We start from the raw sequence: 18008 nt of genomic DNA, 5'->3' as shown, positions 1-18008 counted from the left end.
GTCGCCGTCCCGGCGGTCGGTGCGGTCGGCGCGGTCGTCACGGCGGAAACCACCGCGGTCGTCACGCCGCTCGAACGAACGCCCACCACGGTCGTCCCGACGGTCGGTGCGGTCGTCGCGGCGGAAACCGCCACGGTCGCCGTCCCGGCGGTCGAAGGAGCGTCCGCCGCGGTCGCCGTCCCGGCGGTCGGTGCGGTCGGCGCGGTCGTCACGGCGGAAACCACCGCGGTCGTCACGCCGCTCGAACGAACGCCCACCACGGTCGTCCCGGCGGAAACCGCCGCGGTCGCCGTCCCGGCGGTCGGTGCGGTCGTCACGGCGGAAACCGCCACGGTCGTCACGGCGCTCGAACGAACGCCCGCCACGGTCGTCCCGACGGTCACCACGGTCGTCCCGGCGGAAACCGCCACGGTCGTCACGGCCCCGGAAACCACCGCGGTCGTCGCGCCGCTCACGCCGCTCGTAGGGCGCCGGGCCGGACTCGGCACTGTCGGCCCGTTCGGCGTCCCGCGCCGCCGGCTGCTCCGGCAGCGTGATCCCGGCGGTCCCGGTGGTCCCGGCGGGCTCACCGGTCCCGGCCATGGCCGCCGCCTCGGCGACCGCCGCCGCGGGGTCCTCGCCGCGCTCGCGCGCGACCCGGGCGACGAGGCGGTCCGCCTCCTCGCGCAGCTCGTTCGCGCGCCGCTGCGCCCGCTCCAGCTCCTTGGTGAGCTGGGCGACCTCGCGCTCGGCCTGCTGAGCGGCGTTACCGGCCGACTCGGCCTGTACCTCGGTCATCGAACGGGCGCCGGTGATCTCGGCGACCTCGGGGTCGAACGCCGTGCCGCCCTGGATGATGTGCCGCTCGGCGTCGACGCCCGCGTCCTCCATCAGCCGGAAGATCTGGCGGCGCTGGTGGGGAAGGGAGAGGGAGACGACCGTGCCGGTGCGGCCCGCTCGGGCGGTACGGCCGGCCCGGTGCAGGTAGTCCTTGTGGTCGCCGGCCGGGTCCACGTTGAGGACCAGGTCGATGCCGTCGACGTGGATGCCGCGCGCGGCGACGTCGGTGGCGACGAGGACGTTGACGTAGCCGTCCTTGAAGTCGGCCAGCGTCCGGGTGCGGGCGCCCTGGGTCATGCCGCCGTGCAGCGCGTCGGCCTTCACCCCGGCGTCCCGCAGCTGCTCGGCGACGCGGTCGGCGCCGAGCTGGGTGCGGACGAAGATGATGGTGCGGCCCTTGCGGGAGGCGATGGCCGCGGTGACCGGCGCCTTGTCCTTGGGCTTCACGACCAGGATGTGGTGCGACATGGTCGTCACCGCGCCCTGCGCCGCGTCGACCTCGTGGGTGGCCGGGTCGTTCAGGTACCGGTCGACGAGGGTCTTGATCTCGTTCTCCATGGTGGCGGAGAAGAGCATCCGCTGACCGCCGGCCGGGACCTGGTCGAGCAGTTCGGTGACCTCGGGCAGGAAGCCCAGGTCGGACATCTGGTCGGCCTCGTCCAGGACGGTGATCCGGACGTTCTCCAGCGAGCAGGCGCCGCGGTTGATGATGTCCCGCAGCCGGCCCGGGGTGGCGACGAGGACGTCGACGCCGCGCTCCAGGGCGTAGATCTGGTTGCCCATGGAGGTGCCGCCGCAGACGACCTTCATCTTCAGGCCGAGGACGTCGCCGTACGGCTGGAGCGCGTCGGCGACCTGCATGGCCAGCTCACGGGTGGGCGTCAGGATGACGGCCCGCGGCTTGTGCTTCTCGGTGCGTCCGCCGGCCAGCGTGGCCAGGGTCGGCAGGCCGAAGGAGAGGGTCTTGCCGGAGCCGGTGCGGCCACGGCCGAGGATGTCCTTGCCGGCCAGGGCGTCCGGGATGGTCGCGGCCTGGATCGGGAAGGGGGTGGTCACGCCGTTCTGCGCGAGCTTGCGCACGACGCCCTCGGGCAGACCGAGGTCCGCGAAGGTGGGCCCGGCGGGCTGGGAGGACTCGACGGCCTCGGGGGCCTCCGTGACCTCGACAGCCTCGACGGTCTCCGTGACCTCGACGGCCTCGACGGCGGGGGTGTCCTCGGTGCTCCCGATGTTCTCGGGCACGACGACGTGATCAGTACTGATGATGGACATGCGAATGCGAAACCTTCCGGAGTCTCGTCGGCACGCGCCCGTCAACTCCGTGATTCGCGATTCGCAATACGACCGCCTCAATGCGGTCCACCACGGCAAGGGAGAGAGTACGCGCCACACGGCGCGCTCTGCGTTGGCGCCGGGCAAATGGGATCAAACGATCTACTACCATACGCACCTCACCCCCCTGAAGGCAAACCGAGCCTCGCGCCCCCCTCTGACCAGCACGTTCGCACCGGCTCTCCCGCCCGGTCAGGCCGGCGCACCGGCCTGGGGCGCCGGTTCCCGCTGCTCCAGCTGCGGCCCCGGCGGCTCGTGCGCCGACGACGACGGCTCGGCCACCGTCGGTTCCGGCGTCGGGGTGGCGGGCGGCTCCCCGGGGGGCGTCGGTTCGGGCTCGGCGGTGCGGGTGGGCTCCGGGTCGGCGGGCCGGGGCGGCGTCGGCCGGTCCGGCTCGTCCCGCGCCGGGGCGGACCCGTCGGCCGACTCCCCCGGCTCGGCCGGGGCTCCCTCGTCCTCGTCCTCGCCCTTCCCCTTCTCGCCCTTCTTGCCGCCCTTCTTCCCGCCCTTGCCCTTGCCCTTCCCCTTTCCCTTGCCGTGCCCGGGGCGGTCGTCGCCCGCCGCGCCGGCGCCGGCACCGCCGCCCGGCGCGGCCGGGCCGCCGTCGGGTGCCTCGGCGCCCCGTTCCCCCACGGAGGGCGAGGGTCTGCCGCTCCCGTCCGGCTCGTCCCCGCCCACGCTCATGCAGCCCGCGGCGGCGACGACGGCCACGACCGTGGCCGCCAGACGGACGGGTACGTACAAGGGGCGCACGGGCAGCCACCTCCGGAGTGTCAGGGGGTCTCCGTGCCCAACTCCCGCCGCGAGCGATAAGACACGCGCCCCGCGCGCCCGGACCGGACGACACACCCGAACATCCGCCCGTCCACACCCCCGCAGGCCCGTAAGCCCGCACACCTGTACCCGTCCGGGATCGTCACCCGCGGCCGCGCCCACCGGAGACCATCACCGCACCCACCCGAGACCATCACCCGCCCCCACCGGACCCGCCGGGGACCGTCACCCGTACCCGAGAGCGTGCAGCCGCGCGTCGTCGATGCCGAAGTGGTGCGCGATCTCGTGCACCACGGTCACCTCGGTCTCCGCGACCACGTCCTCCCGCGTCTCGCACATCCGCAGCGTCGGCCCCCGGTAGACCGTGATCCGGTCCGGCAGCACCCCCGCGTACCACTCCCCCCGCTCGGTCAGCGGCGTCCCCTCGTAGAGCCCGAGCAGCTCGGGATCGTCCGCCGGCGGCTCGTCCTCCACGAACACCGCGACGTTGTCCATCAGCCGCGTCAGCTCCGGCGGGATCCGGTCCAGCGCCTCGGCGACCAGTTCCTCGAACTCCTCGCGCGTCATCTCCAGCACAGCCCCATTGTCCGGTACGGCTGTCGCGTACGACACAGCCGCGCGGGAGCCGTACGGCGCCCGCATATCCCCCGGGGGACGTGGGCATACGCGACCAATGGCCCGCGTCCCCACCGCTGTCCTGCACGCCGTCCACCGCGCCCGCGCCCGCCCGAGAACCACCACCGCCGGGCTGACGCCGCGCCCGCGCCCCTGGACCCGCGCCCTGGGCCTGGTCGCGGTCGTGCTGTTCGGCGCCTGGCTCGGCCTGCTGGTCGTCGGCGACGTCCGCACCCCCGTCGGCCCCATGAACACGACGATGACCCTGCGCCCCTCCCTCACCGGCGGCACGAAGATCAACATCTCGCCGCTGGGCGCCCTGGAACTCGACAGCCACGTCGCCCCCGTCCGCCTGGACGTCAACGTCGACCAGCTCGACCCGGAGCGCGCCCAGGCCCTGGTCGACCACCCCGAACGCCTCTCCGGCCTCCAGGACGAGGTGGCCGACGACGTCGCGCGCGGCACCCTCGACCTGGCCGTGCGCTCCGGCGTGGCCGTCGTCTCCGGCGCCACCGCCCTCGGCCTGGCCGTCTACCGCCGCCCCCGCCGCGCCCTGACCGCCGGCGGCCTCGCCCTCGCCCTGCTGCTGGCCTCCGGCGGCACGGCGTACGCGACCTGGAAGCCCGACTCGGTCCTGGAACCGAAGTTCTCCGGCCTGCTCTCCTCCGCGCCGTCCCTCGTCGGCGACGCCCGCTCGATCGTCACCGAGTTCGACGTCTACCAGAAGGAACTGGCCCGCCTGGTGACGAACGTGACCAAGCTCTACGACGTCACCTCCACCCTCCCCGCCTACCGGCCGGACCCGACCACGCTCCGCGTGCTGCACGTGTCGGACATCCACCTCAACCCGGCGAGCTGGAAGATCATCGCCTCGCTGGTGGAGCAGTACCAGGTGAACGTGATCGTCGACTCCGGCGACACGATGGACCACGGCACGGCCGCGGAGAACGGCTTTCTCGACCCGATCGAGGACCTCGGCGCCCCCTACGTCTGGGTCCGCGGCAACCACGACTCGATGGAGACCCAGCGCTATCTGGAGGGCCTGGAGAACGTCCACGTCCTGGACGACGGCCGGGCCCGCACCGTGGCCGGGCTGCGCTTCGCGGGCATCGGCGACCCCCAGTTCACCCCGGACCGCTCGACGCGGCCCGGCGCGCAGGCGTCCCAGGAGCTGGCCGGCGCCCGGCTGGCCTCGGCCCTGCGCGACCAGCGCGCGGCGGGCACCCCGGTGGACATCGCCATCGCCCACGAGCCCTCCGCCGCCCGCGAGGTGGACGGCGAAGTGCCGCTGGTCCTGGCGGGACACGTGCACCACGAGGACATGGAGGTCATGGAGTACGGCACCCGGCTGCGCATCGAGGGCTCGACCGGCGGCAGCGGCCTGCGCGCGGTCGAGGGCGAGCACCCCGACCCGATCCAGGCGTCGGTCCTCTACTTCGACCGGGACAGCCACCGCCTCCAGGCGTGGGACGAGATCAAGCTCGGCGGGCTGGGTCTCACCACGGCCGAGGTCAGCCGCCACCTGCCGAAGGAGAACCAGCCGGGCGCCTCCCCCTCCCCCACGGGCTCATCCACGGGCTCACCAACGGGTTCATCCACGGGCTCGCCCACGGGCGCGACCCCCTCCCCGTAAACCGTTTTGGCGATACCTCCCGCCATCCCATATGCTTCTCACGTCCCCGACGCGCTGAGAAGCGCCCAGGCGGGCCGATAGCCCTCATCGTCTAGCGGCCTAGGACGCCGCCCTTTCAAGGCGGTAGCACGGGTTCGAATCCCGTTGGGGGCACGCAAGATCGTGTGCGACACTGTCGTACACACGCTTGGTCCTGTGGAGCAGTTTGGAGTGCTCGCCACCCTGTCAAGGTGGAGGCCGCGGGTTCAAATCCCGTCAGGACCGCCGAGGTACACGTTTCACGTGAAACCTCGCGGCTGGGTAGCTCAGTTGGTACGAGCGTCCGCCTGAAAAGCGGAAGGTCGCCGGTTCGACCCCGGCCCCAGCCACCGCAGCCCCTGACCAGGGCATGAGCCCCTCTCCTCGCACTACGGGAGAGGGGCTCTTCCGTGTGCGCCCTCAGGGCCGGCCCCGGCGCCCCGCACACGCCCGTGCCGGGCCTGCCTGCGATCCCGTACCGGGCGGGAGCCCTATGCCCCAAGGCTCCACGGCTCCACGGCTCCACGGCTCCACGGCTCCACGGCTCCACGGCGAGGAGACCTCAAGTCGTCAGGAGCATCGATAAAAACATCGATCTTCCGCACCCATCCCATGATCACTACGCCGGAACGCCTCCTCCGCCGGGGAGCCGGAGCCGGCCGGGCAGTCACCGGCCGGGCGGCGGAACGGGCCGTCCGGACGGCACCGGGACGGTGAGAGGAAAAGCGTTCGCCACTCTTTTCGCCGGGATGAGATCCTGGATTCCGTATGTCTACGCACCCCGCCCCCGCCCTCGGCGCCCTCGCCCCCCGTCTGACCGAACTGTCGCTGCGCGACGCGCACCGGCTCGGCCGCAGGCTCGAAGGCGCACGGAAGATCCGCAAGCCGGAGGCCCGCGCCGCCGTCCTCGCCGAGATCGAGGCGGAGGTCGACCGGGCCGAGGAGCGCATCGCCGCGCGCCGTTCCCGCGTGCCCGCCGTCACCTATCCCGAACAGCTGCCCGTCAGCCAGAAGCGGGACGAGATCGCGGACGCCATCCGGGACCACCAGGTCGTCATCGTCGCCGGTGAGACCGGGTCCGGGAAGACGACCCAGATCCCGAAGATCTGCCTCGACCTGGGGCGCGGGGTCAAGGGCATGATCGGGCACACCCAGCCCCGCCGGATCGCCGCCCGCACGGTCGCCGAGCGGGTCGCCGACGAGCTGGACACGCCGCTCGGCGAGGCCGTCGGCTGGAAGGTCCGCTTCACCGACCAGGTGAACCCGGACGCCACCTTCGTCAAGCTGATGACGGACGGCATCCTGCTCGCCGAGATCCAGACCGACCGCGAGCTGCGCGCCTACGACACGATCATCATCGACGAGGCCCACGAACGGTCCCTGAACATCGACTTCCTGCTGGGGTACCTGGCCCAGCTGCTGCCCCGGCGCCCCGACCTGAAGGTCGTCATCACCTCGGCGACCATCGACCCCGAGCGCTTCTCCCGGCACTTCGGCGACGCCCCGATCATCGAGGTCAGCGGGCGGACGTACCCGGTGGAGGTGCGCTACCGGCCGCTCCTGGAGGAGGACTCCGAGGACGCCGACCGGGACCAGATCACGGCGATCACCGACGCCGTCGAGGAGCTGATGGCGGAGGGCAAGGGCGACATCCTCGTCTTCCTCTCCGGGGAGCGGGAGATCCGGGACACCGCGGACGCGCTGGAGAAGAAGAAGTACCGGTTCACGGAAGTACTCCCCCTCTACGCCCGCCTCTCCCACGCCGAGCAGCACCGCGTCTTCCAGCAGCACACCGGCCGCCGGATCGTGCTGGCCACCAACGTCGCCGAGACGTCGCTGACCGTCCCCGGCATCAAGTACGTCATCGACCCCGGCTTCGCCCGCATCTCCCGCTACAGCCACCGCACCAAGGTCCAGCGGCTGCCGATCGAGGCGATCTCGCAGGCCAGCGCCAACCAGCGCAAGGGCCGCTGCGGCCGTACCTCCGACGGCATCTGCATCCGGCTGTACTCCGAGGACGACTTCCTCGCCCGGCCGGAGTTCACCGACGCCGAGATCCTCCGTACCAACCTCGCCTCCGTCATCCTCCAGATGACCGCGGCGGGCCTCGGCGACATCGAGAAGTTTCCCTTCATCGACCCGCCGGACCACCGCAACATCCGCGACGGCGTGCAGCTCCTGCAGGAGCTGGGCGCGCTCGACCCGGCGCAGAAGGACCCGCGCAAGCGGCTCACGGAGACCGGGCGCAAGCTGGCGCAGCTCCCCGTCGACCCGCGGCTGGCCCGCATGGTGCTGGAGGCGGACAAGAACGGCTGCGCCCGCGAGGTCATGGTCATAGCCGCCGCGCTCTCCATCCAGGACCCGCGCGAACGCCCCGCCGACAAGCAGGCCCAGGCCGACCAGCAGCACGCCCGCTTCAAGGACGAGACCAGCGACTTCCTGGCGTTCCTCAACCTCTGGCGCTATCTGCGCGAGCAGCAGAAGGAGCGCGGCTCGTCGTCCTTCCGCCGGATGTGCAAGCAGGAGTACCTCAACTTCCTGCGCATCCGCGAGTGGCAGGACATCTACACGCAGTTGCGTACGGTCGCCAAGCAGATGGGCATCCACCTCAACGAGGACGACGCCCCCGGCGACCTCGTGCACCAGTCCCTCCTCGCGGGCCTGCTCTCCCACGTCGGCATGAAGGACGTCAAGGACGGCGCGAAGAACGAGTACCTGGGCGCCCGCGGCGCCAAGTTCGCGATCTTCCCCGGCTCGGCGCTGTTCAAGAAGCCGCCCCGCTTCGTGATGTCGGCCGAACTGGTGGAGACCAGCCGCCTCTGGGCCCGCGTCAACGCCAGGATCGAGCCCGAGTGGGTCGAGCCGCTCGCCGGGCACCTGCTGAAGCGGACGTACAGCGAGCCGCACTGGGAGAAGGACCAGGCGGCCGTGATGGCGTACGAGAAGGTCACGCTGTACGGCGTGCCGATCGTCGCCCAGCGGAAGGTGAACTACGGCCGGATCGACCCCGAGGTCAGCCGCGAGCTGTTCATCCGCAACGCGCTGGTCGAGGGCGACTGGCGCACGCACCACAAGTTCTTCGCCGACAACCGCAAGCTGCTGACCGAGGTCGAGGAGCTGGAGCACCGCGCCCGGCGCCGGGACATCCTCGTCGACGACGAGACCCTCTTCGACTTCTACGACCAGCGGGTGCCCGAACACGTCGTCTCCGGCGCGCACTTCGACTCCTGGTGGAAGCGCAAGCACCGCGAGCAGCCCGACTTCCTCGACTTCGAGCGCGAGATGCTCATCAACGAGAAGGCCGGCGCGGTCACCAAGGACGACTATCCGGACTCCTGGCGGCAGGGGCCGCTGAAGTTCCGGGTGACGTACCAGTTCGAACCGGGGGCGGACGCGGACGGCGTGACCGTGCACATCCCGCTCCAGGTCCTCAACCAGGTCACCGACGAGGGCTTCGACTGGCAGATCCCGGGCCTGCGGGGGCAGGTCGTCACCGAGCTGATCCGGTCCCTGCCCAAGCCGATCCGCCGCAACTACGTGCCGGCCCCGGACTACGCCCAGAAGTTCCTGGAGCGGGCGGTGCCGCTGCAGGAGCCGCTGACCACGACCATGGCGCGCGAGCTGAAGCGGATGGTCGGAGTGCCCTTCGAGCCGGAGGACTTCGACTGGGACAAGGTCCCCGACCACCTGAAGATCACCTTCCGGATCGTCGACGAACGGCGCCGCAAGCTGGCCGAGGCCAAGGACCTGGAGTCCCTGCGGGTCCAGCTCAAGCCCAAGGCGCGCAAGGCCCTCTCGCAGGCCGCCGCCGCCACGGCCGAGCGGCAGGGCGGCGAGTCCCTGGAGCGCGCCGGCCTGACCGACTGGACGATCGGCACGCTCACCCGCGTCTTCGAGACCCGCCGCGCCGGGCAGCCGGTCAAGGCGTACCCCGCGCTGGTCGACGACGGGGACACCGTCTCCGTCCGGCTCTTCGACACCGAGGCCGAGCAGGCGCAGGCGATGTGGAAGGGCACCCGGCGGCTGATCCTGCGCAACATCCCGGTCAACCCCGCGAAGTTCGCATCCGAAAAGCTCACCAACCAGCAGAAGCTGGGGCTGTCGGCGAACCCGCACGGTTCGATCCAGGCCCTGTTCGACGACTGCGCGATGGCCGCCGCCGACAAGCTGATGGCCGACTCCGGCGGACCGGCCTGGGACGAGGAGTCCTACCGGAAGCTGTACGACAAGGTCCGCGCCGGGATCGTCGACACGACCGTCCGCACGGTCGGGCAGGTGCAGCAGGTCCTCGCCGCCTGGCAGGCCGCCGAACGCCGCCTGAAGGCCGTACGCAGCCCCGCGCTGCTGGCCAACCTCCAGGACGTGCGGGGGCAGCTGGACGCCCTGGTGAAGCCCGGTTTCGTGACGGAGGCGGGCATCCGGCGGCTGCCGGACCTGATGCGGTACCTGATCGCGGTGGACCGGCGCCTCCAGCAGATGCCGACGGGCGCGCAGCGGGACACGGCCCGGATGGAGAAGGTCCACGAGATGCGGGACGAGTACGCGTGGCTGCTGGAGCAGCTGCCGCGGGGACGGCCCGTTCCGCAGGCGGTCCTGGACATCCGGTGGATGATCGAGGAACTGCGGGTCAGCTACTTCGCGCACGCGCTGGGCACGGCGTACCCGGTCTCCGACAAGCGGATCGTGAAGGCGATCGACGCGGCGGCGCCGTGACGGAGCGCTGACGGAGGGTGAGTTCGACCAGGACGCTCACCCTCCTGTAGAGTCCTTCTCGCAGCGCAACACCGGGCAGCACAGGCGAAGCGCAGCAAAACCTGGTCCTGTGGAGCAGTTTGGAGTGCTCGCCACCCTGTCAAGGTGGAGGCCGCGGGTTCAAATCCCGTCAGGACCGCAGTGAGAGACCCGCACCGATCGGTGCGGGTCTTCTTTTTTCCCACCACGCCCCGCCTCCCCTCCCCACACCCCGTCCCCACCCCGCCTCCCCTCGCTTCGCCGCCCGTCATCCCGGCACGGCGGAGGCCGGGCCCTTGACGCCGTCACATTCGCTGGGTACTCCGGAAGCAGGGCCCCCTTCCCCGTGCGGCCCGCCGGAGGTGGCGTATGGCGGCATCGGTGAGGCACGAGACCCGGGCACTGCTCCGGGCGCACCTGGCGGCCGCGTCGTCGTACGGCCATCTGACCCGCCACTGCCCGGTCTGCCACCGTCTGCTGCGGCTGGCGATGGATTCCGCCGCCCAGTCGCCGACAGACCGTCAGAAGGGCACGGAGGGCACGCAGGGCGCTCGTGCTCCCGGCGCGTGAGAACCGGCCGCCGGCGCCAACACCCGTACGCCCGGGGGCCGATGGGAATCCGCCCTTCCTCTAACGCACACATGTCACCGCCAACAAGCCGCCCCGCGTGTGACGGGTGTCACTGTACTCATTTCTGAAACGGTGACGCTTACACCCCTCCTACAACCGGTCAATTTTATATGTGCAATTGTACCGACCTGAGGAGACCTTCACAGGCGGCCCGACAGCCCCGCCCAGACTCCGACAAGGCCGCTCACAGAACCCCCCGCAGCCCTCCGCCCCGCCCGCCATCAGGCACAAAAAAGATCGCGCTGGACCCGGCGGAGTCCAGCGCGATCGATGACGCGAGCGGCGTGGGGCCTGTTGGGGCAGGTACCCGCGCCGGGTGGAGCTGTCGGTCCGGGCGCCGCGGCCGGTTGGGGGACCAGCCTTTTCGCCCGGTTATGCGGTTGTTCAGGCCTCGCTGCGCTGCTGCGGGATGCCCGCGAGCAGTGCGCGCACCTCGGCCTCGCGGTAACGACGGTGCCCGCCGAGCGTGCGGATCGACGTGAGCTTGCCGGCCTTGGCCCAGCGCGTGACCGTCTTCGGGTCGACGCGGAACATCGTGGCGACCTCGGCGGGGGTCAGCAGCGGCTCGGCATCAGGGGTGCGAGCGGTCATGAGCGGCCTCCTCGGGAGAACCGAACCTTCTCGGTTCTTTCCTCTAAATTCTGCACCTTGACCCGCGTTGCCCGAAATGGCGGACGCGAGTCGAGTCGGTTATAGGACGAACGGCTTGTCCTCGGCACTACAACTACACCATCTGTCCAGCCGCGTCGGCCAAACCGATGGAATTGCCCTCCCAGGTGTTCATCAGCGACGGAAGCCGATGGACCATGCCATAGCGGACAGTCACGCCAGTGTGACGATCAGTCACACTGGCGATCAGGAGTCGTCAGACCCCCCGAAGCACGCATTGCCGAGAATCCGCCCACAGTGCAACACGGCAGGACGGAAGGAGCCCTCCCCGGGCTCCTTGTCCTATTTTGGCACGAGGAGGGGCAAGCGACGCAAGAGCGGGGGTACGTGCGTTCCATCACGCTTGAGTCATACGCCCGGATCAGGAATTACGTCCCACACCGAGATGGCATCAGGAAGAACCGGGGATCACCCGGAGTGAGTGACGAAACCCCAAAACGGGCGTCACGTCAAACGTCAGTTCGCCGACCGCCGGTCACGGACCGCCCGCCACCGCTCCACGAGCCGCCCGTACGCCGCTCCCGCCGCCGCCCCGTCACCGTGCCGCAGGGCGTCGATGCCCTCGGCCACGTCCGCCGCCGAGTGGTCGTCCGCCAGCGCGTCGGCCGGGACGGTGTGCACCAGCCCCCCGTAGTCCAGCTCCACCACGGAACGCGGGTGGAACTCCTCCAGCCAGCGCCCCACGTCCACCAGGCCGTCGATCAGCGGCCCCTCGTCCATGGCCTCCCGCAGCGCCCGCAGCCCCCGCGCCAGGCGGCGCCGGGCCTGCGCCATCGGCGTGCGGTAGCGCAGCACCGGCGCCGCCTCACGCGGGTCGCCGCCGCCCTTGTCGTACTCCCGCTCCTCGTCGGCGACGAGGACGAACCAGTTGATCGGCACCTGCCAGGTCGCCGTGCGGATCCAGGGGCGGGCGTCCGGGTTGTCCTCCAGCCAGCGGTCGTAGTCCTGGGCCGCCTGACGGCGCAGGACCGGGGGGAGCAGGGCGTCCAGGACCGGCTCCGGGAAGTCCTCGGACAGTTCCTCCAGCGCCCGCCAGCCGCGCAGCCGGGTGCGCCAGGGGCAGACGCAGACCACGCCGTCGGACTCCAGCACGAACGCGTCGGCGCTCTCGTGCACCGCCACCGGCACCGGCGGGGTGGGCAGCAGGTCGGCCAGGCAGCGGCGCAGCTCGTCCTGGTACGAGGGCAGGTCGGTCCGGCGGGCGTAGCGCGTCCAGTGGCCGCGCTCCGGCTCGGGGAAGGCCGCCAGCGGCTCGTACACGCGCAAGTACGCGGCGTACGGGACGATCAGCGAGGACACCTTGGGCACGCCTGCTCCCTCCCCCGCGCACCGCCGGGAAAACCTGCCGGGCCCCGGCACCCGCGCGCGATCCCCGGCGCGTCGTCCCGCGGCCCTGCTCCGAGCGGAGGTGATCCCCGGCCCTGTGCCGCGGACGGGCCGTGCCAGGCCCTAGTCTCGTGCCACAGTCCCGCCACCCGTACGGGACCGCCTCCACCAGCCGCTACTTCCTCGGGAGTCACCACCGTGACCGATGTGACCGGCGCGCCTGCTGATGTACTGCACACCCTGTTCCGCTCGGACCAGGGGGGTCATGAGCAAGTCGTGCTCTGCCAGGACCGCGCCACCGGTCTCAAGGCCGTCATCGCCATCCACTCCACCGCCCTGGGCCCCGCGCTCGGCGGCACCCGCTTCCACCCGTACGCGACCGAGGCGGAGGCGGTCGCCGACGCGCTGAACCTCGCCCGCGGCATGTCGTACAAGAACGCCATGGCGGGGCTCGACCACGGCGGCGGCAAGGCCGTGATCATCGGGGACCCGGAGCGGATCAAGAGCGAGGAGCTGCTGCTCGCCTACGGCCGGTTCGTGGCCTCGCTCGGCGGGCGCTACGTCACCGCCTGCGACGTCGGCACGTACGTCGCGGACATGGACGTCGTCGCGCGCGAGTGCCGCTGGACGACCGGGCGCTCCCCCGAGCACGGCGGCGCCGGCGACTCCTCCGTCCTCACCGCCTTCGGCGTCTACCAGGGCATGCGGGCCTCGGCCCAGCACCTGTGGGGCGACCCCACGCTGCGCGACCGGACGGTCGGCGTCGCGGGGGTCGGCAAGGTGGGCCGCCACCTGGTCGGCCACCTGCTGGCCGAGGGCGCCCGGGTCGTGATCACGGACGTGCGGCAGGAGGCCGTGGCGCGGGTCACCGACGAGCACCCCTCGGTCCGCGTGGCCGCCGACACCGACGCGCTGATCCGGACCGAGGGCCTGGACATCTACGCCCCCTGCGCGCTCGGCGGCGCGCTGAGCGACGCGTCCGTGCCGGTGCTCACCGCCAAAGCGGTCTGCGGGGCCGCCAACAACCAGCTCGCCCACCCGGGCGTGGAGAAGGACCTCGCGGACCGCGGCATCCTCTACGCGCCGGACTACGTGGTGAACGCCGGCGGGGTCATCCAGGTCGCCGACGAGCTGCACGGCTTCGACTTCGACCGGTGCGAGGCGAAGGCCGCGGGGATCTACGAGACCACGCTCGCCATATTCGCACGTGCGAAGGAGGACGGGATTCCGCCGGCCGCCGCGGCCGACCGGATCGCCGAGCGGCGGATGGCCGGGGCCCGCGGCCGGGGCTGACCGGGCGGGCCCCACGGGGGCCCGGCGGTACCCGCCGGGGGGCAGGTGGAGAGAACTCTCACCCCGTCCGGCGGGTCGACCGCGCAGAAGTGGTTAAAATCGCGGTTGACCAGCGAGGACGGGGCGCCTCGACGGTGGCGGGCATGGGCACGTCCTGCGGGCGACGTACCGTATGGGCGTGGGCTCAGGTACCGTGGAAGCCCTACGGACCGGTCTCTCCGCGGAGAGCCCGTTCCGGACCATGAACGCGTGTCAAGACTCTGGGGCCGTCGAGCCCCGTCGTTGAGGGGGTCGAGCCATGGGGCGCGGCCGGGCCAAGGCCAAGCAGACGAAGGTCGCCCGCCAGCTGAAGTACAACAGCGGTGGGACTGATCTCTCACGCCTGGCCGAGGAGCTGGGCGCATCGACGTCGAGTCCGCAACCGCCTAACGGCGAGCGGTTCGAGGACGATGAGCAGGACGACGACGATCTGTACTCCCGGTACGCCGACCTCTATGAGGACGACGACGAGGGAGACGAGGACGGACAGTCCTCACCGCAGCGTCGCGGCGCTTGACCTTGTACTGAAACATTTGCCCGGTCGGTGACCTGTGTCACCGACCGGCTTCTGTGCTGTCCGTACGGTCCCGGGGCCCGGGGCCGCCGTCAGCCGGCGTAGTCGCCGACCAGGGCGGCGCCGCCGTCGTGGTCGCCGCGCTCGGTGATCTCGCCGGCCACCCAGGCGGCCACGCCGCGGTCGGCCAGGGTCGCCAGGGCCACGTCCACGGACTCCTGGGGCACGACCGCCATCATGCCGACGCCCATGTTCAGCGTCTTCTCCAGCTCCAGGCGCTCGACCCGGCCGGTCCGGCCGACCAGGCCGAAGATCGGGGCCGGGGTCCAGGTGGCGCGGTCGACGGTGGCGTGCAGGCCGTCGGGGATCACCCGGGCCAGGTTGGCGGCGAGTCCGCCGCCGGTGATGTGGCTGAAGGCGTGCACCTCGGTGGTGCGGGTGAGGGCCAGGCAGTCCAGCGAGTAGATCCTGGTCGGCTCCAGGAGTTCCTCGCCGAGGGTGCGGCCGAGGTCCTCGTGGTGCGCGTCGAGGGACAGACCGGCCTCGTTCAGCAGGACGTGCCGGACGAGGGAGTACCCGTTCGAGTGAAGTCCGGAGGCCGCGAGGGCGATGACCGCGTCACCCGTGCGGATCCGGTCCGGGCCGAGCAGCCGGTCGGCCTCCACCACGCCCGTACCGGCGCCGGCGACGTCGAAGTCGTCCGCGCCCAGCAGGCCGGGGTGTTCGGCGGTCTCGCCGCCGACCAGGGCGCAGCCGGCCAGCACACAGCCCTCGGCGATGCCCTTGACGATCGCGGCGACCCGCTCGGGGTGGACCTTGCCGACGCAGATGTAGTCGGTCATGAACAGCGGCTCGGCGCCGCAGACCACGATGTCGTCCATGACCATGGCGACCAGGTCGTGGCCGATGGTGTCGTAGACGCCCAGCTGCCGGGCGATGTCGACCTTGGTGCCGACGCCGTCGGTGGCGGAGGCGAGCAGGGGGCGCTCGTACTTCTTGAGGGCGGAGGCGTCGAAGAGGCCGGCGAAACCGCCGAGGCCGCCGAGGACCTCGGGGCGCCGCGTCTTCCTCACCCACTCCTTCATGAGTTCGACGGCGCGGTCGCCCGCCTCGATGTCTACGCCCGCGGCCGCGTAGCTGGCACCGGTTGTGTCAGACATGACGATGAGAACCTCTGACCTTTGTGTCGTACGGCAGGGAGTGCGGACGGACGGCTACGGGCGACGGATGGCGTCGGTGGCGGCCGTACCGGCGGGCCCGGCGGCCAGCTCGGTCTCCAGGAGCTGCTTGCCGAGCAGCTCGGGGTCGGGAAGCTCCATCGGGTACTCGCCGTCGAAGCAGGCGCGGCACAGGTTCGGCTTGGCGATGGTGGTCGCCTCGATCATGCCGTCGATGGAGATGTACGCCAGGGAGTCGGCGCCCATGGAGGTGCCGATTTCCTCGATGGTCATGCCGTTGGCGATCAGCTCGGCACGGGTGGCGAAGTCGATGCCGAAGAAGCAGGGCCACTTCACCGGCGGGGAGGAGATCCGCACGTGGACCTCGGCGGCGCCGGCCTCGCGCAACATGCGGACCAGGGCCCGCTGGGTGTTGCCGCGGACGATGGAGTCGTCGACGACGACCAGCCGCTTGCCCTTGATGACTTCCTTCAGGGGGTTCAGCTTCAGGCGGATGCCGAGCTGGCGGATGGTCTGGGAGGGCTGGATGAAGGTGCGGCCGACGTAGGCGTTCTTCACCAGTCCGGCGCCGAAGGGGATGCCGGAGGCCTCGGCGTAGCCGATCGCGGCCGGGGTGCCGGATTCCGGGGTCGCTATGACCAGGTCGGCGTCGGCCGGGGCTTCCTTCGCCAGCCTGCGGCCCATCTCCACGCGGGAGAGGTACACGTTCCGGCCGGCGATGTCGGTGTCCGGGCGGGCCAGGTAGACGTACTCGAAGACACAGCCCTTGGGCTTCGCTTCCGCGAATCGCGAGGAGCGCAGGCCCTTCTCGTCGATGGCGACGAACTCGCCCGGCTCGATCTCGCGGACGTAGGAGGCGCCGCAGATGTCCAGGGCGGCGGACTCGGAGGCGACGACCCAGCCGCGCTCCAGGCGGCCGAGGACCAGCGGGCGGATGCCCTGCGGGTCACGGGCGGCGTAGAGGGTGTGCTCGTCCATGAAGACGAGGGAGAAGGCGCCGCGGACCTGGGGGAGGATCGCGTGCGCGGCCTCCTCGATGGTCAGGGGCTTGCCGTCCTCGTCGACCTGGGCCGCGAGGAGCGCGGTGAGCAGGTCGGTGTCGTTGGTCGCCGCGACGCGCGGGGTGCGGCCCTCCTGCTTGGGCAGGTCGGCGACCATCTCGGCGAGCTGGGCGGTGTTGACGAGGTTGCCGTTGTGGCCGAGCGCGATCGAACCGTGGGCGGTGGCCCGGAACGTCGGCTGGGCGTTCTCCCACACGGAGGCGCCGGTGGTCGAGTAGCGGGCGTGTCCGACCGCGATGTGACCCTGGAGCGAACCGAGCGAGGTCTCGTCGAAGACCTGGGAGACCAGGCCCATGTCCTTGAAGACGAGGATCTGGGAGCCGTTGCTGACCGCGATTCCCGCGGATTCCTGACCCCGATGCTGGAGGGCGTAGAGCCCGAAGTACGTGAGCTTTGCGACCTCTTCGCCCGGAGCCCAGACACCGAAGACGCCGCATGCGTCCTGGGGGCCCTTCTCGCCGGGAAGCAGATCGTGATTGAGTCGACCGTCACCACGTGGCACGTCTCCGAGTGTAGGGGAGGCCGGCGGCTGATCCGAATGGGGGATGCGGCGGGCGCACCGGTTCACCGGTCGGCGACGGCCCGGACGGTCGTGCCGTTTGCGCTGGTCAGCGTGAGGGTCTGCGGATCGACGCGATAGTCGATCCGTCGGCCGAGGAAGCGCGTCAGGCGCTTCTCGGCGTCCATGAGTGAGTCTTCGCACATCATTCGGGTGGTCGTGGGCGCTCCCACGGTGATATGCCCGTCGCGGACCGTGGCCCGCGCCCAGAGGCGGTTGCAGCCGAGGCTGCCGGTGACGGTGGGGGCGTCCCTGGCGGACCGGTCGAAGGTGAGCTGCGCGCGGCCGTCCGTGTCGGGGTCGGTGACCTTCCAGGTGGTGCCGTACAGCGCGGCGTCCTCCTCCTCGGTGAGCCGGACGGTGTCGCCGTCGGCGGTGGTGAGGGTCAGCCGGTCGCCGTCGACCTCGGTGGTGAGGGGGCCGGCGGTGAGGGCGCGGGCGAGGGACTTCTCCAGCTCCGCGGACCGGTCCACGCAGGCGATCTCGGTCGACCGGGCGTCGCTGAGCCGGATCCGGTCGCCGTCGACGGACGCCTCGGCGTGGAAGCCGTTACAGCCGTAGCTGCCCTCCGCCGTGCCGTCGGCGGTGATGGTCAGGTGGGCGCCGTCGGGGACCGGGTGTTCCTCGCCGTCGGCGGTGAGGCTGTCGACGCTCCAGTGCACGCCGGTCACGGACCGGGCGGCACCGCCCGCCGAGCCGCTGCCACCGTCGCCGTCCGTCCGTTCGCTGCCGCAGGCCGCCGCGAGCGGGACGAGCGCGGCGACGGCCACCGTCATGATCGTACGTTTCTGCCTGTACATGCCGATTCGACGGGCGT

Annotated in this window: 13 protein-coding genes and 4 tRNA genes; 9 read left to right on the top strand and 8 right to left on the bottom strand. The window is 71.3% G+C overall.

Annotated features, from left to right (window positions below):
• The 3 genes from ACY1JF_RS28190 to ACY1JF_RS28180 all read right to left on the bottom strand — a co-directional run.
• Positions 1-2091, bottom strand: a 2091-nt coding sequence (locus tag ACY1JF_RS28190; RefSeq protein WP_462708081.1) for a DEAD/DEAH box helicase, incomplete at its 3' end; no start/stop codon positions are given.
• A 252-nt stretch (positions 2092-2343) separates the two neighbouring features.
• The gene (locus tag ACY1JF_RS28185; RefSeq protein ID WP_462708080.1) at positions 2344-2904 is read right to left on the bottom strand and encodes a hypothetical protein; all 561 of its coding nucleotides are present in this window, start codon (positions 2902-2904) and stop codon (positions 2344-2346) included.
• A 246-nt stretch (positions 2905-3150) separates the two neighbouring features.
• Positions 3151-3501 (bottom strand): metallopeptidase family protein, encoded by a 351-nt coding sequence (locus ACY1JF_RS28180; protein WP_189862997.1) that lies wholly within the window; start codon positions 3499-3501, stop codon positions 3151-3153.
• A 97-nt stretch (positions 3502-3598) separates the two neighbouring features.
• Here ACY1JF_RS28180 and ACY1JF_RS28175 point away from each other — a divergent pair, with 97 nt between their 5' ends.
• From ACY1JF_RS28175 to ACY1JF_RS28145, 7 genes are all read left to right on the top strand, one after another.
• Complete coding sequence (locus ACY1JF_RS28175; RefSeq protein ID WP_462708079.1) at positions 3599-5173, top strand: metallophosphoesterase family protein; 1575 nt, start codon at positions 3599-3601, stop codon at positions 5171-5173.
• Between the two features lie 80 nt (positions 5174-5253).
• Positions 5254-5326 (top strand) — tRNA-Glu (locus ACY1JF_RS28170).
• A 36-nt stretch (positions 5327-5362) separates the two neighbouring features.
• Positions 5363-5437: transfer RNA gene (locus ACY1JF_RS28165), tRNA-Asp, on the top strand.
• 30 nt (positions 5438-5467) lie between these two features.
• Positions 5468-5541, top strand: a tRNA-Phe gene (locus ACY1JF_RS28160).
• 418 nt (positions 5542-5959) lie between these two features.
• A complete protein-coding gene (gene hrpA / locus ACY1JF_RS28155) occupies positions 5960-9904 on the top strand; it encodes an ATP-dependent RNA helicase HrpA (RefSeq protein WP_462708078.1) in 3945 nt (1314 codons plus the stop codon).
• Positions 9905-10007: 103 nt separating this feature from the next.
• Positions 10008-10082, top strand: a tRNA-Asp gene (locus tag ACY1JF_RS28150).
• A gap of 209 nt (positions 10083-10291) precedes the next feature.
• On the top strand, positions 10292-10492 hold the full coding sequence (locus tag ACY1JF_RS28145) for a DUF6274 family protein (protein WP_462708077.1): 201 nt from the start codon (positions 10292-10294) through the stop codon (positions 10490-10492).
• A gap of 444 nt (positions 10493-10936) precedes the next feature.
• On the opposite strand, the gene bldC is transcribed toward ACY1JF_RS28145, so the two are convergent.
• Both bldC and ACY1JF_RS28135 read right to left on the bottom strand, forming a co-directional pair.
• Entirely contained in the window at positions 10937-11143 is a 207-nt protein-coding gene (gene bldC / locus ACY1JF_RS28140) for a developmental transcriptional regulator BldC (protein ID WP_003949541.1), read from the bottom strand.
• A gap of 534 nt (positions 11144-11677) precedes the next feature.
• Positions 11678-12529, bottom strand: a complete 852-nt coding sequence (locus tag ACY1JF_RS28135; RefSeq protein ID WP_462708076.1) for a hypothetical protein — start codon at positions 12527-12529, stop codon at positions 11678-11680.
• Positions 12530-12745: 216 nt separating this feature from the next.
• Between ACY1JF_RS28135 and ACY1JF_RS28130 the strand changes: the two genes are divergently transcribed.
• Positions 12746-13840, top strand: a complete 1095-nt coding sequence (locus ACY1JF_RS28130; protein WP_462708075.1) for a Leu/Phe/Val dehydrogenase — start codon at positions 12746-12748, stop codon at positions 13838-13840.
• Between the two features lie 298 nt (positions 13841-14138).
• Positions 14139-14396 (top strand): DUF3073 domain-containing protein, encoded by a 258-nt coding sequence (locus tag ACY1JF_RS28125; RefSeq protein WP_462708074.1) that lies wholly within the window; start codon positions 14139-14141, stop codon positions 14394-14396.
• Between the two features lie 89 nt (positions 14397-14485).
• Here the strand turns inward: ACY1JF_RS28125 and purM are convergent, their stop codons facing one another.
• The 3 genes from purM to ACY1JF_RS28110 all read right to left on the bottom strand — a co-directional run bounded on the left by purM (position 14486) and on the right by ACY1JF_RS28110 (position 17991).
• Positions 14486-15553: a phosphoribosylformylglycinamidine cyclo-ligase gene (gene purM, locus ACY1JF_RS28120; RefSeq protein WP_462708073.1), complete on the bottom strand. Its 1068-nt coding sequence runs from the start codon at positions 15551-15553 to the stop codon at positions 14486-14488.
• A 54-nt stretch (positions 15554-15607) separates the two neighbouring features.
• Positions 15608-17134, bottom strand: coding sequence for an amidophosphoribosyltransferase (purF, locus tag ACY1JF_RS28115; RefSeq protein ID WP_462708072.1), 1527 nt, complete (start codon positions 17132-17134; stop codon positions 15608-15610).
• Positions 17135-17196: 62 nt separating this feature from the next.
• Positions 17197-17991, bottom strand: coding sequence for an META domain-containing protein (locus tag ACY1JF_RS28110; RefSeq protein ID WP_462708071.1), 795 nt, complete (start codon positions 17989-17991; stop codon positions 17197-17199).
• Between the last annotated feature and the right edge of the window lie 17 nt (positions 17992-18008).

It is taken from the genome of Streptomyces sp. SYSU D01066-1, from assembly GCF_054956795.1.
This window is presented reverse-complemented; position numbering and strand designations above follow the sequence as displayed.